Raw genomic sequence first — 23,041 nt, forward strand, 5'->3', positions numbered from 1 at the left:
TGATTTGCTCATGCGTGGATTTTTGGCCGGGTTCTGGTCACGCCTAACCTGGCCCACCATCCCACCTGCCGGCGCGGGCCCGGCGGCACCCCGCGGCGCCCTTCGTGTATCGGAACGCCCAGTGTTTCGGGGCGCACCGAAACGCGTCACACGCACGATGACGAGGACCAGATGACGGTGAAGCCCCTCTACCGACGTGTCTTGCTGAAAGCGTCGGGCGAAGCGTTGATGGGCGAGCAGCATTTCGGCATCGACGTATCGGTGGTCGACCGCATCGCCGCCGACATCGCCGAGGCCCGCGCATTGGGCATCGAAGTCGGTGTCGTCATAGGCGGCGGCAACATCTTCCGTGGCGTCGCGGTTGCGTCAAAAGGCGGAGACCGCGTCACCGGCGACCATATGGGCATGCTTGCCACGGTTATCAATTCGCTGGCGTTGCGCACCTCGCTCAACAAGATCGGTGTCGACGCCGTGGTGCTGTCGGCGATCGCCATGCCCGAGCTTTGCGAAAGTTTTTCGCAGCGTCAGGCGACCGCCTACATGAACCAGGGCAAGGTCGTCATCTTCGCCGGCGGCACCGGTAATCCGTTCTTCACCACCGATTCGGCTGCAGCCCTTCGCGCTGCCGAGATCGGCGCCGATGCTCTATTCAAGGGCACCCAGGTCGATGGTGTCTATTCGGCTGATCCCAAGAAGGACCCGCATGCGACACGTTTCGAGCGGATCAGCCATGACGAAGTCATCAAACGCGGGCTTTCGATCATGGATACGGCGGCGATTGCACTTGCGCGCGAAAACAACATTCCGATAATCGTCTATTCGATCCACGAGAAGGGTGGCTTCGGCGATATCCTGAGGGGCGGCGGCCGTTGCACGGTTGTCGCAGACGATTGACCGGACCATGAACCCGAAAGGGACCGGTTGCGGATGAGGCTCGAACAGGGCCTAAGCAGTGAACCCGGGTTAACGGGTCGAGGAGACGATGATGAGTGGCGAGTACGACGATCTCAAACGGCGCATGGACGGGGCGATCGCCGCGTTCAAGCATGATCTGGCTTCGCTGCGCACCGGCCGCGCGTCGAGCAACCTGCTCGATGCCGTCCAGGTGCAGGCCTATGGCACCACCATGCCGATCAACCAGGTGGCAACAGTGTCGGTGCCGGAACCGCGCATGATTTCGGTTTCGGTCTGGGACAAGTCGATGGTCAGCGCAGTCGACCGCGCCATCCGTGAAGCCAATCTCGGCTTCAATCCTATCGTCGACGGTACCAATCTCAGGATTCCGCTGCCCGAGCTCAACGAACAGCGCCGCAAGGAGCTGGTCAAGATCTCGCACGGTTATGCCGAGAATGCCCGCGTCGCCGCACGCCACGTTCGCCGGGACGGCATGGACTTTCTGAAAAAGGCGGAAAAGGACGGCGACATCAGTGAGGACGACCATCGCAAACGGGCCGACCAGGTTCAGAAACTGACCGACGAGACAATCAGCACCATCGACCACCTGCTTTCCGACAAGGAAGCGGAAATCATGCAGGTCTAGGGTCTGGCCACGCCTGGCCCGGAAGCGAGAATATGGCAACGCCCGCGCATGTCGCGATCATCATGGACGGAAACGGACGCTGGGCCAAGGCGCGCGGCTTGCCGCGGCTGGCCGGTCACCGCGCCGGCGTCGAGGCGCTGCGCAAGACAGTGCGCGCCGCCCCCGGCCTCGGCATCTCCTTCCTGACCGTCTACGCTTTTTCGTCGGAAAACTGGTCACGGCCGAAATCCGAAGTCAGCGACCTCATGGGCCTGCTTAAGCTTTTCATCCGACGTGACCTCGCCGAGCTGCACCAGAGTGGGGTGCGGATCAGGGTCATCGGTGACAGGGCAGGGCTGCAGCCCGACATAAGGGGGCTGCTCGAGGAAGCCGAAACGCTCACTCTCAGCAACGAGGCGCTGACACTGGTCATTGCCTTCAATTACGGCGGGCGCGACGAGATCGTGCGCACCGCGCGCAAGCTCGCAGCGGCGGTGGCGCGCGGTGAGATCGAGAGCGAGGCGATCACGGCCGATTCCTTTGCCAGCTCGCTCGATACAGAGGGCATTCCGGACCCGGAATTGGTCATCCGCACCAGCGGCGAGCTTCGGCTGTCCAACTTCCTGTTATGGCAGGCCGCCTATAGCGAACTCGTTTTCCTGCCTTGCTACTGGCCCGACTTCAGTCGCGAGCACCTGTCCGATGCACTGCGCGATTTCGCCGGCCGCGAGCGCCGCTTCGGCGGACTTGCCGCCCAAGATGTCGCCTCAGGCTGAGGAATGAGCAACCTCCAACTCCGGGTCATTTCGGCCGTCGTGCTTGCCATCGTCACGCTTGCCCTGACCTGGCTCGGCGGACTGTCCTTCCGGTTGCTTTGCGCCGCCATGGCGGCGGTGATCTTCTACGAGTGGACGCGGATGAGCCGCCCCGTTGCCCCGGCAGGTGCTGGTGCTACGGCAGGTCTCGGCTTTCTGCCCGAGGCGCTGATCGTGGTCTTTATTGGTGCCCTCGTCGCCGGCCTGCCTGCGTCTTTGCTGCTGCCGCTCGTCGCGGCTCTGGTTGCTGTCACTGCCGTCGCTTCTTCCATGCGCAGGGCAGGACCGTGGGAAGCATCCGGCCTTGCCTATGCGGCCGTGTCCGGCTTGTCGCTGGCCTTCTTGCGTGACGGCGACCATTCAGGGCTGCTGGCCATTCTGTTCCTATTCGCCGTGGTTTGGGCGACCGATATCTTTGCCTATTTCGTCGGCCGCTCCATCGGTGGTCCAAGGCTGGCGCCGTCGATCTCGCCGGGCAAGACGCGGAGCGGGGCGCTCGGTGGGGTGGTCGGCGGCGTAGTGGCCGGGCTGCTTCTGGCCGCCGTAGCCGGAACGGGCAACCTCGTCGTGCTTGGCGTGGTCGCACTGGTGCTTTCGATTGTCGCGCAGGCCGGCGACCTGTTCGAATCATGGGTCAAGCGACGCCACGGCCGTAAAGATTCCGGCACGCTGATACCCGGCCATGGCGGCATCATGGATCGGGTAGATGGGCTTGTCGCGGCGGCTTTCGCCCTATACGTCATCGGCTGGATTTCCGCGACCGCCGACCATCCGGCACAGGGTCTGTTTCCGGTTTGAACGGCATCGTCGGTGGGCCGGCGCGGGGCTGCGTCATGGATTCGCCTGGATTGATGTCACAGTCGCGGCGTGATCTGTGCCGTGGATGAATTTGAGGGCATGAATTGAACGAGATTTTTCACGCGGTTTTCAGCACAGAGGGCTTTGTCCTCGGCACGCTGGTGCCTTTCCTGTTCGTGCTGACCGTGGTCGTTTTTGTCCACGAAATGGGCCATTACCTCGTCGGGCGCTGGTGCGGTATCGGCGCAAAAGCCTTTTCGATCGGTTTCGGCCCAGAGATCATCGGCTTCAACGATAGCCGCGGCACGCGCTGGAAGCTTTGCGCCATACCGCTCGGGGGCTACGTCAAGTTCGTCGGCGACATGAACGCGACGTCGAGCCAGCCCAGCTCCGAGGAGATCGAGGCGCTGAGCGACGAGGAACGCAAGGTCGCCTTCCACACGCAGCCGATCTGGAAGCGGGCGGCGACCGTCGTGGCGGGGCCGCTGTTCAACTTCCTGCTGACGATCGCCGTCTTTGCCGTGCTGTTTTCCGTCCATGGCCGGCCCGTGCTGGAGCCGATGGTGGCTGAGGTCACTGTCGGCAGTCCGGCCGCCGCGGCCGGCATCATGCCCGGCGACCGATTCGTCAGCGTCGACGGCAGCAAGGTCGAGACCTTCGCCGACGTCCAGCGTCTGGTCTCTGGCCGCGCCGGCGACAGCATCACCTTCGTCATGCTACGCGCCGGCAAGGAAATCACCGTCACGGCGACGCCGCGCTTGATGGAACAACAAGACGCGCTGGGCAACAAGGTCCAGGTGGCCGTGATCGGCGTCGTCAACAACAAGGAACTCGGCCAGCCGCGGCTGATCACCTATAGTCCGGCCGGGGCGGTCGGGGCAGCGGTCCAGGAAACCGGACACGTCATCCAGCGTACCGGCCAGTTCCTGCAACGTTTCGTTGTCGGTCGCGAGGACAAGTGCCAGCTGGGCGGCCCCATCAAGATCGCCAAGATGTCGGGTCAGGCGGCAAAGCTCGGCTTTGAATGGCTCGTGCAGCTTGTTGCATTCCTGTCAGTCGGGATAGGGATTCTCAACCTTTTGCCGATTCCCCCCCTCGACGGAGGGCATCTTCTGTTCTACGGCGTGGAGGCTGTCATCCGGCGGCCGGTGTCCGAACGCATGATGGAAATGGCTTACCGAAGCGGCCTCATATTGGTGCTCGGGTTCATGGGCTTTGTTTTCTGGAACGATCTGTTTGGGTGCTGAAATCATGAAGGAATTTGGCTTCGGCACGAGCAATGTTGAGACGCCGTTTACCATGCGTGGGGATATGCGTGACGCGAAAGCCACGCCGCAGGGTTAAGTAAATACAAATTAACCAGAAGCCTTGCGTGTAGGGAAAATCCGGTTAATACGGTAGGGGAAATTACCGCACGTCCGGTTTTCTCGCCGTGGGGACTTCGAGAAAAGGTACAAAAGCCCGATGAAGGCAGCATCCAAGTTTCTGAGCGCCGCGTCCGCGGTGGCTATGTCCGCCGCTCTGGTTGTACCAGGCGCGCTCGCAGTGCAGTTCGTTGCCACATCGGCCGCCGAGGCGGCTGTCGTCTCCAGAGTCGAAGTCACCGGCAATCAGCGTGTCGACGCGGACACCATCCGCAATTACGTGACGATCAAGCCCGGCAAGGCGTTTTCCAGTTCGGATATCGACGATGCGGTCAAGGCGCTGTTTGGCACCGGGCTGTTTTCGGATGTGCAGATCAACCAGGTCGGATCGACGCTGGTCATCAAGGTGTCCGAATACCAGGTCGTCAACCAGGTGCTGTTCCAGGGCAACAAGAAGCTCAAGGACAACGCGCTTGAGGCCGCGGTGCAATTGAAGCCGCGCGGCACCTTCTCGCAACAGCAGCTCGATGCCGATGTCGAGGCGGTCAAGGCCGCATACCGGCGTATCGGCCGCGACGATGCCGCCGTGACCACCCAGATCATGGATCTCGGCGACAACCGGGTAAACGTGGTCTTCAACATCAACGAAGGCGGCCGCACCCAGATCGCAGCGATCAATTTCGTCGGCAACAGCGCCTATTCGAGCCGCCGGCTGTCGGACATCATCTCCACCAAGCGTTCGTCCTTCCTGTCGTTCGTGCTGCGCGACGACGTTTATGACGAGGACAAGCTGCGCGCCGACCAGGAGCTGCTGCGCCGCTTCTATTATAATCACGGCTATGCCGACTTCCAGGTCGTCTCGGCTGTCGGCGAACTCGACGACACCACCAACAAATACACCGTCACCATCACGGTACAGGAGGGCGAGCGTTATACGTTCGGGGATGTCAGCGTCGAAAGCACGATCCCCGAGGTCGACGCCAAGTCACTTGAATCGGTGGTCGAGACCCACAAGGGCGATGTCTACAACGCCAAGAACGTCGAGGACACGATCATCGCCTTGACCGAAAAGGTCGCTGGATCCGGCTATGCCTTCGCCCAGGTGACGCCGCGCGGCGACCGCAACTTCGAGAACCACACGATCTCGGTCGTCTATACGGTCGATCAGGGGACCAAGGCCTATATCGAGCGCATCGAGATTCGCGGCAACGATCGGACGCGCGACTACGTCATTCGCCGCGAGTTCGATGTCAGCGAAGGCGATGCTTTCAATCAGGTGCTCATCCAGCGCGCGAAGAGGCGGCTGGAAGCGCTCGATTATTTTGAAAAAGTCGAAATTTCCACCGTTCCGGGTTCTGAGCCGGACCAGGTTGTGCTGGTGGTAGATGTGGTCGAGAAATCGACCGGTGAGTTCACGGTCGGCGCCGGTTATTCGAGCGGCGGTGAAACGTCAGGTCCGTCCGTCGAAGGTTCCGTCAGTGAGCGCAACTTCCTCGGTCGCGGCCAATTCATCAAGGTGGCGGCGGGCGGTGGCAAGAACTCGCGCGACTACAGCTTCTCTTTCACCGAACCCTATTTCCTCGGCCGCCGGATCGCGGCCGGCTTCGACATCTACAAGCAGAGCCGAAACTACGACCATTACGACAGCGACACGACAGGCGCGACCGTCCGCTTCGGTCTGCCGATCACCGACAATATCTCAACGCAGCTGGCTTATAATATTGCGCAAGAGAAGTACGAGTTCGACGAGGGCTGCGTTCCCGTTATCAATGGTGGCACCTGCGACGTCTCCCAGGCGATCGTAAACGGCGTTGAAGAGAGCCCATGGCTCAAGTCCTCGGTCAGCCTCGGCCTGATCTACAATACCATCGACGACATGAAGAACCCGCATGACGGTATTTATGCCAATGTCGGCACCGAAGTGGCTGGCGTCGGCGGCGATGCCAAGTTCATCAAGGTCACGGCGCGCGGCAGCATTTATCAGACGCTGTCCGAACAATTGGACCTGGTGGGCCTCATTTCGGGCGGCGCCGGCCATGTCCAAGGCTATGGCAACGGCGATCTGCGCGTCTTCGACCATTTCCAGAGCAGCGACCGTATGATCCGCGGTTTCGAATACGGCGGCATCGGCCCGGTTGCTTCGGACAACAGCAATGACCATCTCGGCGGCACCACCTACTTCAATGCCTCGGCGGAAGCTCAGTTCCCGCTGCCGGTCATCCCCGAAAGCTTCGGTTTGCGTGGCGCTGTGTTCGCCGATGCGGCAACGCTCTACGGCAGCAAAATCGCAAGTGGCCTTGTCAATTCTTCGACAACCGGCATGGAATGGCGCGCTTCCGTCGGTGTCGGTTTGATGTGGGCATCGCCTTTCGGCCCGATCCGCATCGACTATGCGATCCCGGTCAAGAAGGAAAAGACCGACGACGTGCAGGAATTCAACTTCGGCATATCGACCCGCTTCTGATGTGCGGGCAATGATGCTTCCGGCTCGTTTGGATCCGGATGGCAGTGATCCGACACTACAGCGCAGCGCGTCCTATCGGACGCGCAAAGGACGTTGTAGCATTTTGATTTGCGCATGATCCTTTCCGAGGGTCGATTTCCGATTTCGGGGTCATGCGCTAGCTGGATATTGCTTCTGGAATGACCGATCCGGTGTTCTTCGCGCCCTCACGCCGGTATACGGCCGGCGAAGTCGCGAATCTGACCGGCTCGACGCTTGTTGATTCCGGTCTCTTCGATGTATCGATCGAGGCTCTGGCGCCCGCCAACGAAGGCGGCGAGAACGCCCTTGTCTTCGTCGATGGCAGGCGCAATTTCGCCCTGATGCAGTCACTGCGGGCGGCGGCGGTTCTCTGCCCTGCCGAATTTGCCGGCAAGGCGCCGGCGGGCATCGCGGTGCTGGTGCATCCGCGCCCGCAGCAGGCCTTCGCAATGGTCGGGCGTCTGCTTTTTCCGGCCGCTGCAACGCCTGGACCGATGACCGGCGAAACCGGTATCTCGCCGCACGCCCATATCGATGCGACCGCCCATGTCGAGGCCGGTGCGATCATCGAAGCGGGTGCGATCATCGGACCTCGCGCTGCCATCGGCAGCGGGACCGTCATTGCCCCGCATGCGGTCATCGGTCCGTCCTCGCAGATTGGCCGTGACGGCTATGTCGGTCCAGGTGCCAGCGTGCAATATGCGTTGATTGGCAATCGCGTCATCATCCATGGCGGTGCCAGGATCGGCCAGGATGGCTTCGGTTTCGTGGCCGGCGCCAAGGGTCCGGAGCGGGTTCCGCAGATCGGCCGCGTCATCATCCAGGACGACGTCGAGATCGGGTCGAATACGACCGTCGATCGCGGCGCCATGTCCGACACGATCATCGGCCAGGGCACCAAGATCGACAATCTGGTGCAGATCGCGCACAACGTTCGCATCGGCCGCAATTGCATTATAGCCGGGCTTTCGGGTATTTCCGGTTCCGTGACGGTAGGCGACAACGTCACCATGGGTGGCGGTGTCGGCCTTGCGGATCATTTGACCATCGGGTCCGGGGCCAAGCTTGCGGCAAGAAGCGGGTTTATGAGCAATGTGCCTGCCGGTGAGATTTGGGGAGGATATCCGGCGCAGCCGATGGCGGAAGCCATGCGCGAGATAGCGGCCTTGCGCAGACTTGCACGGACGCGCAAACAGGGTGAGGGGGGAAATGGCTGACATCGCAGCGGCGACGCTCGAAGCGGTTGACATAATGCGGCTGATGAAGCTCCTGCCGCACCGCTATCCGTTCTTGATGATCGACCGTATTGTCGACATAGATGGCGACGAATCCGCCATCGGCATCAAGAACGTCACCATAAACGAGCCGCATTTCCAAGGTCATTTCCCCGACCAGCCGGTCATGCCCGGCGTGCTGATCATCGAGGCGATGGCGCAGACGGCCGGCGCCATCTGCATCCGCAGCCTTGGTACGGAAAAGCCGTCGCTGGTTTATTTCCTGACCATCGACAATGCCAAGTTCCGCAAGCCGGTCGTTCCAGGCGACCAGCTGAAAATTCATGTGAAGAAAATCAAGAAACGCGGCAATCTTCTCAAATTCGCTTGCGAGGCCCTCGTCGATGGCGCCAAGGCGGCGGAAGCCGAGATCTCGGCGATGATGGTCGCAAGCGGCTGACAAACGAATGCTAATGAAAATCCAGACAGTCATCCATCCATCGTCGGTCATCGAGGCAGGCGCCCAAATCGGCGAAGGCGCCCGCATCGGGCCCTTCTGCCACGTCGGCCCCGACGCCGTGATCGGCGACCGCGTCGAACTGGTCAGCCATGTCTCGGTGATTGGCGCGACCACCATCGGTGCATCGACCAAGGTCTATCCGATGGCGATACTGGGCGGACCGCCGCAGAACACCAAGCACAAGGGCGGCCGTACCACGCTGGTGATCGGTGAGAATTGCACGATCCGCGAAGGCGTCACCATGCATGTCGGCACCGATTCCAGCCGCGGCGAGACGACGATCGGCGACAACGGCAATTTCCTTGCCTATGCCCATATTGCCCATGACTGCGTGGTCGGCAAGAACGCCACCTTCGCCAATCAAGCGACGTTAGGCGGGCATTGCGAAGTCGGTGACAATGTCTACATCGGCGGCCTTACCGCAGTTCATCAGTTTGTCCGCATCGGCGATAACGCCTTTCTCGGCGGTTGCTCGGCGATCGTCGGCGACGTCATTCCTTACGCCATCGCCGTTGGCAACCGTGCCAGCCTTCGCGGCCTCAACATCATTGGCCTGAAGCGCGCCGGCCTGCCGCGTTCGGAGATCCACTTGCTGCGCAAAGCCTACAAGACGATCTTCGATCGCTCCCGGACCGTCGGCGAGAACATCGAATTCGCCAAGGCGGAATTCGCCTCGTCGCCGACTGCCATGAAAATCGTCGACTTCATCGCTGGTCGCGGCAAGCGGCACTACGCCGTGCCGTCCCTCAAGGGTAGCGACGGCGACGACACCGATGATGAAGACTGAGGGCAGATGACGAAGATTGAGGCTGCCGGAAAAGGCCTTGATCTCGCGCCAGATGCCAAGGTCGGCATCATCGCCGGCGGCGGCAGTCTCCCGGTCGAAATTGCCCGAGCGCTCGCCCGGCAAGGCAAATTGCCCTTCGTCGTGATGGCGGCCGGCGAGGTCGATCGCATAGCCGATTTCGAGCCCTATGAGCAGGCAACCTTGAGGCTGGAAGACGTCGGCTCGCTGCTGCCGATCCTTAAGCGGCACCACGTCACGCATCTCGTAACCGCGGGTCATATCACGCGCCGCCCCAGGCTGAGCGCCATGCGCCTCAATTTGGGCCTGCTCGCGTGGCTACCCAGCCTCTTCGTCGGTGTAACCCGGGGGGACGATACGGTGCTGAAACTGTTCGTCCGCAGGATCGAGCGCAGCGGCATCAAGGTCATCGGCGCTCACGAGATCGTGCCGGAGCTGGTCGCCGCCGAAGGCCTGCTGACCAAGGCGGCGCCACGCAAATCCGACTGGCGCGACATCGAGGCGGCGCACGCGGCGGCAAAAGCCATCGGCGCGCTGGATATCGGCCAAGCGGCTGTTGCGGTCGGCGGCCGCGCCATTGCGTTGGAAGGCGTCGAAGGCACCGACGGGCTGCTCGAGCGGACAAGGGAGTTGCGCGGGCACGGCAGGCTGGCCGGCGGGAGCCGCGGTGTTCTGGTCAAATGCGCCAAGCCCGGTCAGGAACTGCGTGCCGATCTGCCCTCCATCGGCCCGCTGACCGTCGAGGCGGCGCATGCCGCCGGACTGGCCGGCATTGCCGTCGAAGCCGGTCGCTCGCTGGTGCTCGAAGGTCCCGCCACCATCGGACGTGCCAATGCGCTCGGCCTGTTCGTGATTGGCCTGCCTGCTACGGAGCCGGCGCATGGCGAATGAGCGGCCGTTGAAGATAGCCGTCGTCGCCGGCGAGGAGTCCGGCGACCTACTTGGCGCCGACCTTGTGCAGGCGCTCAAGCGCATGACCGGGCGCGAAGTTCGGCTTGTCGGCATCGGCGGCCGCCATTTGCAGGCGCTCGGCCTGGCGCCATTGTTCGACGGCAGCGAGATCGCACTGATGGGGCTTAGCGCCATCCTGCGCGACCTGCCGCGCCTGATGCGGCGGATCGGCCAGACTGCAAACGCTATTGCCGGTGAAAAGCCCGATTGCCTTATCACCATCGACAGTCCGGATTTCTCGCTGCGCGTCGCCAAGAAGGTGCGTGCCGCCGATCCGACTATCCCGATCGTCCACTATGTCTGCCCGAGCGTGTGGGCGTGGCGGCCGGGCAGGGCGGCGGCGATGAAGCCATATGTCGATCACATTCTTTGCATCCTGCCGTTCGAGGTGAAGGAACTCGCTCGCCTGGGCGGGCCGCCCGGCACCTATGTCGGGCATCGCCTTGCACACGATCCGGGCATAATCAGTGCCGCCAGGGCGCAGGCGCAGCCGCGTGACCTGTCCGCAGATCACGTCAAAACGTTGCTTGTACTGCCAGGTTCGCGTCGTGGTGAGGTGCGGCGCCTGGTTGGGCCGTTCGGCGAAACGCTGTCGATCCTGCGGGCGCGCGGGCACCGCTTGCGCCTGCTATTGCCGACGGTGCCGCACGTCGCCGACCTGGTCAGGACCTCGGTCGCGAGCTGGGACGAGAAGCCGGAGATCATCCTTGATGCCGAACGCAAATGGCAGGCTTTCGGCAAGGCGGATGCGGCGCTGATCGCGTCGGGGACGGTATCGCTGGAACTGGCACTGGCGGGTGTGCCAATGATCTCCTGCTACCGGCTCGATCCGGTCATGCGCATGGCGCAGCCGCTGATCAAAGTATGGAGCGCAGCCTTGCCCAATCTCATTGCCGACCGGCCGGTTGTGCCGGAACACTACAATCAATATGTGCGGCCGCATTATCTGGCGCGGCAGTTGGAAGCGCTGTGCTCCGATACCGCCTACCGCACCTGGCAGAAGCATGGTTTTGCCGACATTGCCGGGCGTATGGCAACCGCCAAGCCGTCAGGCGAGATTGCCGCGGGGGTGGTGATGGGGATGGTGAGGAAGTGAGTGAATTATGAATTGTGAATTGTGAATAGCGGTTTCTATGGACAGGGAGCGACGCTTCGCTACTCCCATTCACCATTCACCATTCACCATTCACCATTCACCGCTTCGCGATTGGTACGTAGTCCCGTTCCGGCGCGCCGGTATAGAGCTGGCGCGGGCGACCGATCTTCTGGTGCGGGTCCTCGATCATCTCCTTCCACTGCGCGATCCAGCCGACGGTGCGGGCGACCGCGAACAGCACGGTGAACATGGTGGTGGGAAAGCCCAGCGCCTTCAGCGTGATGCCGGAATAGAAATCGACGTTCGGATAGAGCTTCTTCTCGATGAAATAGGAATCGGTCAGTGCGATCCTTTCCAGCTCCATGGCGATGTCGAGCAGTGGATCGTCCTTGATGCCGAGCTCGCCCAGGACCTCGTGCGCGGTCTTCTGCATGATCTTGGCGCGCGGATCGTAATTCTTGTAAACGCGGTGGCCAAATCCCATCAATCGGAACGGATCGTTCTTATCCTTGGCGCGCGCAATGAATTCCGGGATGTGATCGACATGACCGATCTCGCCCAGCATGTTCAGGGCTGCCTCGTTGGCGCCGCCATGTGCGGGACCCCACAGGCAGGCGATGCCGGCAGCGATACAGGCAAAAGGATTGGCGCCCGACGAGCCGGCCAGGCGGACGGTCGAAGTCGAGGCGTTCTGTTCGTGATCGGCGTGCAGGATGAAGATGCGCTCCATCGCGCGGGCCAGCACCGGATTGATCTTGTATTCCTCGCAAGGCACGGCGAAGCACATATGCAGGAAATTGGCTGCGAAATTCAGCTCGTTCTTCGGGTAAATGAATGGCTGGCCGATGTGGTATTTATAGGCCATCGCCGCGATCGTCGGCATCTTGGCGATCAGCCGCATTGACGCGACCATGCGTTGATAGGGGTCCGAGATATCGGTGGAATCGTGATAGAAGGCCGACAGCGCGCCGACCACGCCGCACATCACCGCCATCGGATGCGCATCACGGCGGAAGCCGGTGAAAAAGCGCGACATCTGCTCATGCACCATAGTGTGGCGCGTCACCCGGTAGTCGAAATCGTCCTTCTGCGCCTTGGTCGGGAGTTCACCATAGAGCAAGAGATAGCAGACTTCGAGGAAGTCGCCGTGCTCGGCCAATTGGTCGATCGGGTAGCCGCGGTGCAAAAGAATGCCGGCATCGCCATCGATGAAGGTGATTTCCGATTCGCAGCTCGCCGTCGACGTAAAACCGGGATCGTAGGTAAAGACGCCGGCGGTGTTGTAGAGCGAACCGATATCGATGACGTCAGGTCCTACCGAACCACTTCGTATCTTGAATTCATGGGTTTTGCTGCCGAGTTCCAGCTTGGCCGTCGATGCCTGGGTTTTGCCGCCAAATTCCATTTTTGTCGCAGGTTCGGTCATAGCAAACTCCTTTTTGTTTCCTCAGGCCGGCAAAGGCAAAATATCTGAACCCAACACGTCAAAAGCATCGGAATACGCACATTTGCGCCCGCAATTGAATCTGCGCGGCAGATTAGGCCAAGACCCAATGTTGCACTGCGAAACACACCTTTCAATGCCAATCTTCTTGGGCCAGTTTGCTAATCGATTTGATCAGCGATCCGCGCCAGGCTTTCCTCGCGGCCAAGCACGGCAAGCACATCAAAGACACCTGGCGAGGTACTTTTGCCGGTGAGCGCGGCGCGCAAAGGTTGGGCCACGGCGCCGAGTTTATAGCCGGCGGCCTGCGCATAGTCGCGGATCGCGGCTTCGGCTGAGGCGGCAGACCACCCCGAAACCGTGGCTAGTGCCGCATGAGCGCCCCGCAGGATCGCGCGTGCCTCACCGCTGAGCAGCGCCGCCGCCTTCTCGTCGACCGGCAGCGGCCGTTCGACGAAAAGGAATGCAGCCCCTTCAACAAGTTCGACCAGCGTTTTGGCGCGCTCCTTCAGGCCCGGCAACGCGGCAAGCAGTTGCGCCCTGCGTCTGTCGTCGAGGCGAGCGGCGATTGCCGGGCCGCCTTCTAGATAGGGCAGAGTGGCGATGAAGATGTCGAGCAGCGCCGCGTCGTTCATCCGGCGCATATGCACGCCGTTAAGCGCCTCGAGCTTGGCGAAGTCGAAACGGGCGGCGCCCTTGTTGACGTCGCCAATGTCGAACCATGTAATCATGTCGGCGATCGACATGATCTCATCGTCGCCGTGGCTCCAGCCAAGCCTCGCCAGATAGTTGAGCAGCGCCTCCGGCAGGTAGCCCATGGCGCGATAGGCTTCGACGCCAAGCGCACCGTGCCGCTTCGACAGCTTGGCGCCGTCGGCACCGTGGATCAACGGGATATGCGACATCGACGGCACCTCCCAGCCCATGGCCTGATAGATTACGGTCTGGCGTGCGGCGTTGGTCAAATGATCGTCGCCGCGGATGATGTGGGTAATGCCCATGTCGTGATCGTCGACGACGACGGCATGCATGTAGGTGGGATTGCCGTCCGAGCGCAGAATAATGAAATCGTCGAGATCCTTGTTGGGAAAGCGCACGTCGCCCTGGACGCGGTCATGCACCACCGTCTCGCCGTCTGTCGGCGCCTTGATGCGGATCGCCCCCTTGGCGCCGGGCGGCGCCTCCGACGGGTCGCGGTCGCGCCAGCGCCCATCATAGCGGGGCGGAAGCCCCTTGGCTCGCGCTGCCTCGCGCATCGCCTCCAGCTCCGCCGGCGTCGCGTAGCAGTAATAGGCCTTGCCCGAGCGCACCAGCTCCTCGGCCACCTCGCGATGGCGCGGCGCGCGCTCGAACTGCGAGACAGGTGCGCCGTCCCAGGTGAGTCCGAGCCAGGAAAGTCCGTCGAGAATGGCTGCCGTCGCCGCATCGGTGGAGCGCTCGCGGTCGGTGTCCTCGATGCGCAGCAGCATCGTGCCGCCCGTGTGCTTGGCATACAGCCAGTTGAACAGCGCCGTGCGCGCGCCGCCAATGTGCAGATAGCCGGTGGGCGAGGGGGCAAAACGGGTGACGACCTTATCGGGCATGGAACTCTCAGGCGGGCGAAGGAAGTGGGTTTGCGGACTTTCGCGCGTTGCGCGTTCATGTAGCATAGGAGGTAGAGGGCGCAAGGGGCAGACCCGATGGCTGTGCGAGGCCGTGGTGCGGGCGAGGGCGAGGACGTTGGCAGCGACGTCAGCGAACGCTTGCTGTTTGCCGCTCCCCCGCCTGTCCTGCCGGCACCGGCATTGCTACCTGCTCCGCGCTTCGATGCTCCGTCGCTGCCGGCCAGCGACCCAGCAGCGGTTCTCGGGCCCGCGGGCGAGCCCATCGTACGCCTGCCCAGGCGTTTCCGCCTCCCGTCACCGTCCCGTATCCGCAACAGCGTAACCACGGCGGCCGGTCTGGAACTCGACCGCGGCATCGCCTTCCTGCTGGTGCCGGTGTTCCTCGCATGCGGGGTGGTCGTTTATTTCGGGCTGTCGGTGGAGCCGGCCTTTCCACAGCCGATCGCAATCGCGCTCCTCGCGACCCTTTGTGCCGTCGCCTCGCGGTCATGGCCCAGGACGCGCCTGTGCTTCATGGTGGCGCTGCTCTGCGCGCTTGGCGTACTTGCCGCCAAGTTCGAGACATGGCGTGTCGGAACGCATATGCTCGGCTCCGAAATCTCGACGCGGCTGACGGGTCGCGTCGTATCGTACGAGCCCATGGCGAGCGGCCGCATCAGGCTGACAATCGATGTGATCTCAACCGCCAGGCCGACACTGCGCTACATGCCGGAACGGGTCCGCGTTTCGGCGATGAAGATACCGGCTGAGCTGACCGCCGGTTCCGAGATCACCGGCTATGTGCGGCTGCTGCCGCCGACCGGCCCGGTGCGGCCCGACAGCTATGATTTCTCCTTCGACAGCTATTTCGCCGGTATCGGCGGCAGCGGCTTTTTTCTCGGCAATCCGAAAATCGTGTCGTCGGACAGCATGCCGCTTGCCGCGCAGCTTTCTTCCGCGATCGAAGACGCGCGTGAATCCATCGCCGACCATATCCGCAGCCGCATCGGCGGTGCCGAGGGCGAGATTGCTGCTGCGCTGATCGTCGGCGTGCGCGCCGGCATTCCCGAGGAGATCAACGAAGCGATGCGGCGCACCGGCATCTACCACATCATCTCCATCTCGGGGCTGCATATGGCGTTGGTCGCCGGCACCATCATGGCGCTGCTGCGGGGTGCCTTCGCGCTGTTTCCCGATTTCTCATCGCGACGGCCGGTCAAGAAATATGCCGCGGCCGCCGCGCTTTTTTCGATTGCGGCCTACCTCGTCTTTTCCGGCATTGTCGTGGCGGCCGAACGCAGCTTCATCATGCTGGCGGTGATGCTTATCGCCGTGCTGTTCGACCGGGCCGCGCTCACCATGCGCAACCTGGCGATCTCGGCCATCGCGGTCATCCTGGTGTCGCCGCACGAGGTGGTCGGTCCGAGTTTCCAGATGTCCTTCGCCGCGACGGCGGCCCTTGTCGGCGCCTATGCAGGCTGGTCCGATTACCGCGCCGGCAGGGCCACCACGCCGCCGCCGCGGCAGTCGCCGCTACGCTTTGCCACTCGAAAGGTCCTGCTGGGCATGTGCGGTCTGGCGATGACCTCGATCATTGCAGGGAGCGCCACGGCGCTTTTCGCCATATGGCATTTCCAGCGCGTGGCGCCGCTCAGCCTGTTCGCCAATCTGGCCATCATGCCCATCGTCTCACTGGTCGTCATGCCCTTCGCCGTTCTCAGCGCGCTGGCGATGCCGTTCGGTGCGGATGGCCCTTTTCTCTATGTCATGGGCAAGGGGCTGACGGCGATGATCGCCCTGTCCGGGTGGATCTCGGAGCGCTCGCCGATCGATGCGGTCGGGCTGATTTCGCTGAGATCCGTCCTTCTGGTGACGATCGCCCTCGTCATTGCCAGCATGGCGACGACGTGGTTGCGGCTGGCGGCACTTCCTTTTGCGCTCGCCGGCTTGCTGACGACAACGCAGACACGCATACCCGACGTATTGGTCTCGGAGGACGCACGGCTGGTCGCGCTGCCGATCGGCAGCGGTGAACTCGCGGTCAACCGGGCACGCCCGAATGAGTTCACCATCGACAACTGGAAACGCGCGCTCACATCAGAGGCTATCGTCACGCCGGAAACACCTGGAAAGAACGACCCGCAATTCGACATTGCCGATCCGGCCGACCTACCGCCGGGCATGCCGTTCATTTGCACGGACGGCCTCTGCCTTGCCAGGCATCCATCCGGCGCGATCATCGCGCAAGCCAAGGACCGCGATACTGCGCGGCCAGCCTGCGCCTTTGCCAGCTTGATCGTCATCGACGACGCCACCGCCCATAACCCCTGCTACTACGACCGGCTGGTCCTCGTCGTCACCAAACGGCAACTGGCGCGCGCGGGAAGTGCCGCCGTCTATTTCGATCCACAAGCGGCAACACGCGCCGAGATCCGCTTCGCCGTCGAAAAATCATACCGGCCCTGGCACGTGCAGCGGAAATTTTCACGCGCGGCACGGGGCCTGCCGCCATACCGCCGGGCCGACAACCCCAAAGCCGGCGCCAAGGGCGGAGCTCAGTAGCGGCGGATCAGTCCGACGAGCTTGCCCTGCACCTTGACCCTGTCTGGTCCGAAGATGCGCGTCTCGTAGGCCGGATTGGCGGCTTCCAGGGCGATCGAGGCGCCCTTGCGGCGGAACCGCTTCAGCGTCGCTTCCTCCTCGTCGACCAGTGCCACCACGATCTCACCGGGGCTCGCCGTATCGGCATTGCGGATGATCACCGTGTCGCCGTCGAAAATGCCGGCCTCGATCATCGAATCGCCTTTGACCTCGAGCGCATAATGCTCGCCGCCCATGATCATATCCGGCGGCACCGAAATCGAATGCGTCTGGTGCTGGATGGCGTCGATCGGCACACCGGCAGCGATGCGGCCCATCACCGGGATCGAAACGGCGGCGACGACATCGTCGTCATTTCCGGCTGCGGGCACGCGCGACGATGTCGGCTTGCCTTGCCGAGGGGCGCCTTGCCCAAGACTACCCTGGATGACACTCGGCGAGAACTTGCGTGCCGCATTGAGGCCGGGGGCGATCGAGTCAGGCAGGCGTAGCACCTCCAGCGCACGGGCCCGGTTGGGCAAACGGCGAATGAAGCCGCGCTCCTCCAGCGCCGTAATCAGCCGGTGGATTCCGGATTTGGAAGCCAGGTCGAGCGCTTCCTTCATCTCGTCGAATGAAGGCGGGATACCGCTTTCCTTCAACCTTTCGTGGATGAACATAAGCAGTTCGTGTTGTTTGCGTGTCAGCATAGCGACCCCCAACAGAATCAGAAAAACAAACCCAGAACAAACACTATCTGTTCCAGTTGTGTTCCGCAACTGTTTAAAGTTTAATGAATGCGTTAAGGCTCGGGAAACAAACGACGTCCCCTACCGGCGTACCGCATTTTCACCGCCGCGAGCCTCATCGCCTTGATTCTGCTTTCGTTTGCGCCCTTCTGGCCTCCTAGAAGGCGGCACTGGCATCGGCCGTCGGTCGGCAAAAGGCACGGAATTGAACCCGTATCGACTGTGCGGTTTGGTCAATGCACCGTGAACGAAACGAACTCAAAACGCCAACCTCGGGTTAAGTCCCGGTTTCCACCGCCTGGTCAGGCTGCTTCTCGCCGGTGGAGCCTTGCTGCGCGCAACCAAGTAATGGAAGAACAGTCGATGCGTGTCCGGCGTTGCGTTGGATCTTGGGGGAGCAGACAAATCATGACAGGAATTCCCGATCTCGTGGCCATAAAGGCGATGGATGCCGCGGATCCGCTGCGCGCGATGCGCGACCGCTTTGTGTTGCCGCAAGGAGTGATCTATCTCGACGGCAATTCGCTAGGAGCTGCTTCACGTGCCGCTTTCGATGAACTGCACAAGGCCGCGACCGAAGAATGGTCGCATGATCTCATCCGCGCATGGAACACGGCCGGCTGGTTCAACATGCCGCTTGAACTTGGCGACCAGCTCGGGCGCCTGATCGGGGCCGCGGCCGGCCAGACAGTGGTCTGCGACACGACATCGGTCAATATCTACAAGCTGCTGCACGCCGCCATGGCCATGCGACCGGAGCGGCAGGTCATCGTCGCCGAGGGCGATAGTTTTCCGACGGACCTCTACATGGCCGAGGGTGTGGTTTCGACGCGAAAAGATACGCTGCTGCGCCTCTCGGGAGTCGACGCGCCGACCATCGAAGAGCTGATCGACGAACGCACCGCTGTGGTGCTGGTCAACCACGTCAACTATAAGTCGGGCGAACTGCGCGACATGCCGGCGCTGACGCGCAGGGCTCAGGAAGCCGGGGCGATGATCGTCTGGGATCTCTGCCACACCGCCGGCGCGATGCCAGTCGAACTCGACAAGGCAAACGCCGATTTTGCCGTTGGCTGCACCTACAAATATCTGAATGGCGGCCCGGGCGCGCCTGCCTTCATCTATGCGGCTGAGCGGCATCTTTCCGACATCCAGCAGCCGCTCACCGGCTGGTGGGGCCATGCACGGCCCTTCGCCTTCGAGCCAGGCTATGCGGCCGGCACCGGCATCCGCCGGTTTCTGTGCGGCACGCAGCCGGTCTTGTCGATGCGCACGCTGAAGGGCGCGCTCGACATCTGGAACGATGTCGACATGACGGCGGTGCGCAAGAAGAGCATCGCGCTGGCGGATCTGTTCATCGAGCTTGTCGAGGCAAAGTGCGGCACTTACGGGCTCACGCTCGAAAGCACGCGCGATGGGGAAAAACGCGGCAGCCAGATTTCATTCATGCATGAGCATGGCTACCAGGTCATGCGCGCGCTGATCGAACGTGGCGTGATCGGCGATTTTCGCGCGCCATCGACCATGCGCTTCGGCTTCACCCCGCTCTATGTCGGCTATGCCGATGTCTGGCAGGCCGCCAAAGTGCTTGAGGACATCCTGCACACCGGTGCGTGGAAGGATGCGCGCTTCGCCATCAAAGCAGCTGTCACTTGAGATTGATGCGAGAGCTGGAATCGTGAGGCTGGCGACGACGCGCCGCGCGATGCTTACGGCTACGCTGCAGGGCCATATGCCAGGGAGGGCGCAGGGTGTTCGAACGTCACATTGCCGATTGGGACAACGCCTATGCCAACAGCGCCAACATAGCCGGCAGCGATCGCTGGCCGGCGGCCTGGATCGAGCCCGCGCGGGTTTTCCGCGACGTGCTTTCGACCGAGGGCAGGGCGCGGCTCGACATGGCCTATGGCGACAATCCACGCAACCGGCTCGATCTTTTCCTGCCGGCCATCAAGCCCAAGGGACTCGTGGTGTTCGTTCATGGCGGCTACTGGATGGAATTCGACAAGAATTTCTGGTCGCATCTTGCCGCTGGCCCTGTTGATCGCGGCTATGCGGTGGCGATGCCGTCCTACACGCTCTGTCCGCAGATACGCATTGGCGGCATCGTCAAGGAAGTCGGCGCGGCGATCGGCAAGGCGGCGGCGATCGTTGCAGGGCCGCTGATGCTGACCGGGCACTCGGCCGGCGGCCATCTTGTTAGCCGGATGGTTACGGCGACGACGCCGCTGGCGCCCGAAGTCGTCCGGCGCGTTCGTCATGTAGTGTCGATCTCGGGGGTGCACGATTTGCGCCCGATCATGCGCACCGGCATGAACGAGACGCTGGCGATCGATGAGGCCGAGGCGCAGGCCGAAAGCCCGGTGCTGCTGCGCCCGATGGACAAGGCCCGCCTGACCTGCTGGGCCGGCGGCGGCGAGCGCGCTGAATTCCTGCGTCAGAGCGCGTTGCTGGCCAACATCTGGATCGGCCTGGGTACCGCGACCAGCTCGGTGGTCGAGCCTGACCGGCATCATTTCAACATCATCGACGGTTTGGCCGATCCAGACCATCCGCTGACCCGGACCTTGATTTCGGAGTGAGGCAGGTTCAGCGTAGCATCAGTACGTCGCAGGGGGAGCCCGCCGCCGCGGCAGGCGCGAACGGCGCGCGAACGATCAGCCCGTCGGCATCGGCCAGCATTTTCAGCATCGAGGAGTCCTGGATGCCGAACGGCGTCGCCACGAGCGTACCGGCGTCATCAATGACAACAGCCCGCACATAATCTTGCCTGAGATCGTTGGCCGGCATGGCGGCACCGAGCCGTGCCCGACGTATATCCTGCTGAAAGGCGCGGCCGCCGAGCCGCGCCAGCAGCGGCTTCAGGAAGAGCTGAGTGCAGACCAGGCTTGCCACCGGATTGCCGGGCAGGCCGATGCAGCGAATGTCTCCCAGCCGCCCGAACATCAGTGGCTTGCCCGGCCGCATGGCGATCTTCCAGAAATCGAGCGTCATGCCTTGCCCGGTCAGCACCTCATGGACGAAGTCGTGGTCACCGACCGAGGCACCGCCCAGCGTGACGATGACGTTCGCGCCAGCCTTCACGGCCTTTTCAACCAGCGCAGCGATCGCCTCCCTGCGGTCCGGCGCGATGCCAAGGTCGAGCGCGCGCGCACCGACCGACTGTGCGGCAGCGGCGACACCATAGGCGTTGGAGGAGATGATCTGGTCGGGGCCAAGATCGCTGCCCGGCGGCAGCAATTCGTCGCCGGTGGCGATGATGGCGACCAGCGGCCGTTTGACCACGCGCACCTCGGGGTGATTGGCCGATGCCGCCAGCGATAAGGCCGCCGGGTCGAGCAGGCGGCCTTTGGGCAGCAGGACATCGCCCTTGGCGAAATCGAGCCCGAGGCGGCGGATGTTGCGCCCCTGCACCGTCGGTTCCGTCACTTCGACGCTGCTGCCACCGAGATCGCGGGCGTTCTCCTGGATGACGATAGTGTCGGCGCCTTCGGGAAGCGGTGCGCCGGTAAAGATGCGCACGGCCTGCCGCTGCTGCACCGTTCCGGCAAAGCCGCGTCCGGCCGGCGCCATGCCGACCACCGAAAGCCTTGCCGGTACGGACGCGATATCGGCCGCCCGCACGGCATAGCCGTCCATGGCGGAGGCGTTGAACGGCGGCTGGGTGCGGAGCGCCACAACCGGCTCCGCCAGCACGCGGTCGGCGGCATCCAGCAGTGCGACGCGTTCGCCCGGCAGCGCTGCTGCGCCGTCCAGCAGGCGCTCGAGCGCCTCGGCAACTGGGACCAGCGCCATTATCGGCCTGCCTCGGTGGCCCCGTCTCCGGTGATCTTGTAGTCGCCGGATTTGCCGCCGGTCTTTTCGACCAGCCTGATGCCGGAGATGACCATGGCGCGGTCGACCGCCTTGGCCATGTCGTAGATGGTCAGGCAAGCGACCGAGACGGCACTCAGAGCCTCCATCTCAACGCCGGTCTTGCCGGTGACGCGGGTCAATGCTGTCACCTTCAGGCCGGGCAGCGCGGCGTCCGCCTCGATATCGACAGATATCCTGGTCAGCAGCAGCGGATGGCAAAGCGGGATCAGTTCATGCGTCTTCTTGGCCGCCATGATGCCGGCAATGCGCGCGGTGCCCAGCACGTCGCCCTTCTTGGCGTCGCCGGCGAGGATCATGTCCAGCGTCTCGGGCCGCATCGCGACAAAGCCTTCTGCGACTGCCGTGCGCACCGTCACAGCCTTGTCGCCGACATCGACCATGTTGGCTTCGCCCTGCGCGCCAAGATGGGTGAGGGTGGCCGCCATCCCTCAAACGGCCTCTGCCGGCGCCTTGCCCGTCAACAGCAGGCGCGTTGCCGCGGCCACGTCCTGCTGGCGCATCAGGCTCTCGCCGACCAGGAAAGTCGCAATTCCGCTCTGCTCCAGCCGGCGGCAATCGTCGTGCGAAAAGATACCGCTCTCGCTGACCAGATGGCGGTCGGCCGGCACCATCGCTGCCAGCCGCTCCGAGGTCTGCAGGCTGGTTTCGAAGGTCCGGAGATTGCGGTTGTTGATACCGATCAGTCGCGACGACAGCTGCAGCGCGCGTTCCATTTCAGCCTCGTCATGCACTTCGACTAGCGCGTCCATGCCGAGCCCGAACGCTGTCGCTTCGAGTTCTCTTGCCAACTCGTCGTCGACGCTGGCCATGATGATCAGGATGGCATCGGCACCCCATGCCCTGGCCTCGTAGACCTGATAGGGGTCGAACAGGAAATCCTTGCGCAGGGCAGGCAGCTCGACGGCAGCGCGCGCAGTGGTGAGGAATTCGGGCGCGCCTTGGAAGGAGGGTGCGTCGGTCAGCACCGAAAGGCAGGCGGCACCGCCCTTCGCATAGGCCCTGGCCAGCGCCGGCGGATCAAAATCGGCGCGGATCAGGCCTTTGGATGGGCTAGCCTTCTTGATTTCGGCAATCAGCGCGAACCTGCCGGATTTGCGCTTTGCTTCAAGGGCGGAAAGAAAGCCGCGCGGCGCGTCGGCATCCGTCGCCCGTGCCTTGATCTCAGCCAGCGGCACGCGCGCCTTGGCCGCCGTGATCTCGTCGCGCTTGTAAGCCTCGATCTTGCGCAGGATGTCGGACATG

The 23,041-nt window shown here is 62.8% G+C and carries 20 protein-coding genes; 14 read left to right on the forward strand and 6 right to left on the reverse strand.

From position 1 onward, the window contains the following. Nucleotides 1-171: 171 nt before the first annotated feature. The 11 genes from pyrH to lpxB all read left to right on the forward strand — a co-directional run bounded on the left by pyrH (nucleotide 172) and on the right by lpxB (nucleotide 11,567). Nucleotides 172-894 carry a UMP kinase gene (pyrH, locus tag NKH49_RS19200; RefSeq protein ID WP_023674934.1) on the forward strand — a complete coding sequence of 241 codons (723 nt, stop codon included), beginning with the start codon at nucleotides 172-174 and terminating at the stop codon, nucleotides 892-894. A 91-nt stretch (nucleotides 895-985) separates the two neighbouring features. Next, complete coding sequence (gene frr, locus NKH49_RS19205) at nucleotides 986-1,540, forward strand: ribosome recycling factor (protein ID WP_084640965.1); 555 nt, start codon at nucleotides 986-988, stop codon at nucleotides 1,538-1,540. Nucleotides 1,541-1,572: 32 nt separating this feature from the next. Next, nucleotides 1,573-2,295: an isoprenyl transferase gene (locus NKH49_RS19210; protein ID WP_023674936.1), complete on the forward strand. Its 723-nt coding sequence runs from the start codon at nucleotides 1,573-1,575 to the stop codon at nucleotides 2,293-2,295. Between the two features lie 3 nt (nucleotides 2,296-2,298). Next, nucleotides 2,299-3,132 carry a phosphatidate cytidylyltransferase gene (locus NKH49_RS19215; RefSeq protein WP_352474281.1) on the forward strand — a complete coding sequence of 278 codons (834 nt, stop codon included), beginning with the start codon at nucleotides 2,299-2,301 and terminating at the stop codon, nucleotides 3,130-3,132. A gap of 104 nt (nucleotides 3,133-3,236) precedes the next feature. Then, nucleotides 3,237-4,379, forward strand: coding sequence for an RIP metalloprotease RseP (gene rseP / locus NKH49_RS19220; protein WP_023674938.1), 1,143 nt, complete (start codon nucleotides 3,237-3,239; stop codon nucleotides 4,377-4,379). 217 nt (nucleotides 4,380-4,596) lie between these two features. Beyond that, a complete protein-coding gene (bamA, locus tag NKH49_RS19225; protein ID WP_352474279.1) occupies nucleotides 4,597-6,960 on the forward strand; it encodes an outer membrane protein assembly factor BamA in 2,364 nt (787 codons plus the stop codon). A gap of 179 nt (nucleotides 6,961-7,139) precedes the next feature. Continuing rightward, nucleotides 7,140-8,198: a UDP-3-O-(3-hydroxymyristoyl)glucosamine N-acyltransferase gene (gene lpxD, locus NKH49_RS19230; RefSeq protein WP_352474278.1), complete on the forward strand. Its 1,059-nt coding sequence runs from the start codon at nucleotides 7,140-7,142 to the stop codon at nucleotides 8,196-8,198. Next, complete coding sequence (gene fabZ / locus NKH49_RS19235) at nucleotides 8,191-8,655, forward strand: 3-hydroxyacyl-ACP dehydratase FabZ (RefSeq protein ID WP_023674942.1); 465 nt, start codon at nucleotides 8,191-8,193, stop codon at nucleotides 8,653-8,655. The genes lpxD and fabZ overlap by 8 nt, the downstream gene beginning before the upstream one ends. A gap of 13 nt (nucleotides 8,656-8,668) precedes the next feature. After that, on the forward strand, nucleotides 8,669-9,502 hold the full coding sequence (gene lpxA, locus NKH49_RS19240; RefSeq protein ID WP_352474276.1) for an acyl-ACP--UDP-N-acetylglucosamine O-acyltransferase: 834 nt from the start codon (nucleotides 8,669-8,671) through the stop codon (nucleotides 9,500-9,502). A gap of 6 nt (nucleotides 9,503-9,508) precedes the next feature. Continuing rightward, nucleotides 9,509-10,411 (forward strand): LpxI family protein, encoded by a 903-nt coding sequence (locus NKH49_RS19245; RefSeq protein WP_352685773.1) that lies wholly within the window; start codon nucleotides 9,509-9,511, stop codon nucleotides 10,409-10,411. Then, nucleotides 10,401-11,567, forward strand: a complete 1,167-nt coding sequence (gene lpxB, locus NKH49_RS19250; protein ID WP_352927339.1) for a lipid-A-disaccharide synthase — start codon at nucleotides 10,401-10,403, stop codon at nucleotides 11,565-11,567. Before NKH49_RS19245 ends, lpxB begins: the two co-directional genes overlap by 11 nt. 97 nt (nucleotides 11,568-11,664) lie before the next feature. On the opposite strand, the gene gltA is transcribed toward lpxB, so the two are convergent. Next, entirely contained in the window at nucleotides 11,665-12,993 is a 1,329-nt protein-coding gene (gltA, locus tag NKH49_RS19255) for a citrate synthase (protein ID WP_352927342.1), read from the reverse strand. A 179-nt stretch (nucleotides 12,994-13,172) separates the two neighbouring features. Then, on the reverse strand, nucleotides 13,173-14,594 hold the full coding sequence (gene gltX / locus NKH49_RS19260; RefSeq protein ID WP_352927344.1) for a glutamate--tRNA ligase: 1,422 nt from the start codon (nucleotides 14,592-14,594) through the stop codon (nucleotides 13,173-13,175). Nucleotides 14,595-14,690: 96 nt separating this feature from the next. Between gltX and NKH49_RS19265 the strand changes: the two genes are divergently transcribed. Next, on the forward strand, nucleotides 14,691-17,156 hold the full coding sequence (locus NKH49_RS19265) for a ComEC/Rec2 family competence protein (RefSeq protein ID WP_352927347.1): 2,466 nt from the start codon (nucleotides 14,691-14,693) through the stop codon (nucleotides 17,154-17,156). On the opposite strand, the gene lexA is transcribed toward NKH49_RS19265, so the two are convergent. Beyond that, the gene (lexA, locus tag NKH49_RS19270; protein ID WP_023674949.1) at nucleotides 17,150-17,884 is read right to left on the reverse strand and encodes a transcriptional repressor LexA; all 735 of its coding nucleotides are present in this window, start codon (nucleotides 17,882-17,884) and stop codon (nucleotides 17,150-17,152) included. The two genes, NKH49_RS19265 and lexA, sit on opposite strands and share 7 nt — an antisense overlap. Nucleotides 17,885-18,331: 447 nt before the next feature. On the opposite strand from lexA, the gene kynU reads away from it, so the two are divergent. Both kynU and NKH49_RS19280 read left to right on the forward strand, forming a co-directional pair. Beyond that, nucleotides 18,332-19,579, forward strand: a complete 1,248-nt coding sequence (gene kynU / locus NKH49_RS19275; protein ID WP_352540559.1) for a kynureninase — start codon at nucleotides 18,332-18,334, stop codon at nucleotides 19,577-19,579. 95 nt (nucleotides 19,580-19,674) lie between these two features. Further along, the gene (locus tag NKH49_RS19280; protein WP_352540558.1) at nucleotides 19,675-20,505 is read left to right on the forward strand and encodes a hormone-sensitive lipase; all 831 of its coding nucleotides are present in this window, start codon (nucleotides 19,675-19,677) and stop codon (nucleotides 20,503-20,505) included. A gap of 7 nt (nucleotides 20,506-20,512) precedes the next feature. Here the strand turns inward: NKH49_RS19280 and NKH49_RS19285 are convergent, their stop codons facing one another. Genes NKH49_RS19285 through trpC form a run of 3 tightly spaced genes read right to left on the reverse strand, consistent with a single transcriptional unit; the run spans nucleotide 20,513 to nucleotide 23,040 of the window. Continuing rightward, on the reverse strand, nucleotides 20,513-21,718 hold the full coding sequence (locus tag NKH49_RS19285) for a molybdopterin molybdotransferase MoeA (RefSeq protein ID WP_352540557.1): 1,206 nt from the start codon (nucleotides 21,716-21,718) through the stop codon (nucleotides 20,513-20,515). Continuing rightward, nucleotides 21,718-22,224, reverse strand: a complete 507-nt coding sequence (moaC, locus tag NKH49_RS19290) for a cyclic pyranopterin monophosphate synthase MoaC (protein ID WP_352474267.1) — start codon at nucleotides 22,222-22,224, stop codon at nucleotides 21,718-21,720. The genes NKH49_RS19285 and moaC overlap by 1 nt, the downstream gene beginning before the upstream one ends. A 3-nt stretch (nucleotides 22,225-22,227) precedes the next feature. Beyond that, nucleotides 22,228-23,040 carry an indole-3-glycerol phosphate synthase TrpC gene (gene trpC / locus NKH49_RS19295; protein WP_352927352.1) on the reverse strand — a complete coding sequence of 271 codons (813 nt, stop codon included), beginning with the start codon at nucleotides 23,038-23,040 and terminating at the stop codon, nucleotides 22,228-22,230. Between the last annotated feature and the right edge of the window lies 1 nt (nucleotide 23,041).

The sequence above is a fragment of the Mesorhizobium sp. M1088 genome (assembly GCF_040318575.1).
GTDB lineage: Bacteria > Pseudomonadota > Alphaproteobacteria > Rhizobiales > Rhizobiaceae > Mesorhizobium.

Coding starts and splice junctions, on each gene's coding strand:
- NKH49_RS19265 (WP_352927347.1), top strand. CDS start 14,691: ATGGCTGTGCGAGGCCGTGGTGCGGGCGAGGGCGAGGACGTTGGCAGC.
- fabZ (WP_023674942.1), top strand. CDS start 8,191: ATGGCTGACATCGCAGCGGCGACGCTCGAAGCGGTTGACATAATGCGG.
- gltX (WP_352927344.1), bottom strand. CDS start 14,594: ATGCCCGATAAGGTCGTCACCCGTTTTGCCCCCTCGCCCACCGGCTAT.
- NKH49_RS19215 (WP_352474281.1), top strand. CDS start 2,299: ATGAGCAACCTCCAACTCCGGGTCATTTCGGCCGTCGTGCTTGCCATC.
- NKH49_RS19245 (WP_352685773.1), top strand. CDS start 9,509: ATGACGAAGATTGAGGCTGCCGGAAAAGGCCTTGATCTCGCGCCAGAT.
- lpxD (WP_352474278.1), top strand. CDS start 7,140: ATGACCGATCCGGTGTTCTTCGCGCCCTCACGCCGGTATACGGCCGGC.
- lexA (WP_023674949.1), bottom strand. CDS start 17,884: ATGCTGACACGCAAACAACACGAACTGCTTATGTTCATCCACGAAAGG.
- moaC (WP_352474267.1), bottom strand. CDS start 22,224: ATGGCGGCCACCCTCACCCATCTTGGCGCGCAGGGCGAAGCCAACATG.
- NKH49_RS19210 (WP_023674936.1), top strand. CDS start 1,573: ATGGCAACGCCCGCGCATGTCGCGATCATCATGGACGGAAACGGACGC.
- lpxA (WP_352474276.1), top strand. CDS start 8,669: ATGAAAATCCAGACAGTCATCCATCCATCGTCGGTCATCGAGGCAGGC.
- trpC (WP_352927352.1), bottom strand. CDS start 23,040: ATGTCCGACATCCTGCGCAAGATCGAGGCTTACAAGCGCGACGAGATC.
- bamA (WP_352474279.1), top strand. CDS start 4,597: ATGAAGGCAGCATCCAAGTTTCTGAGCGCCGCGTCCGCGGTGGCTATG.
- kynU (WP_352540559.1), top strand. CDS start 18,332: ATGACAGGAATTCCCGATCTCGTGGCCATAAAGGCGATGGATGCCGCG.
- lpxB (WP_352927339.1), top strand. CDS start 10,401: ATGGCGAATGAGCGGCCGTTGAAGATAGCCGTCGTCGCCGGCGAGGAG.
- NKH49_RS19285 (WP_352540557.1), bottom strand. CDS start 21,718: ATGGCGCTGGTCCCAGTTGCCGAGGCGCTCGAGCGCCTGCTGGACGGC.
- pyrH (WP_023674934.1), top strand. CDS start 172: ATGACGGTGAAGCCCCTCTACCGACGTGTCTTGCTGAAAGCGTCGGGC.
- gltA (WP_352927342.1), bottom strand. CDS start 12,993: ATGACCGAACCTGCGACAAAAATGGAATTTGGCGGCAAAACCCAGGCA.
- frr (WP_084640965.1), top strand. CDS start 986: ATGAGTGGCGAGTACGACGATCTCAAACGGCGCATGGACGGGGCGATC.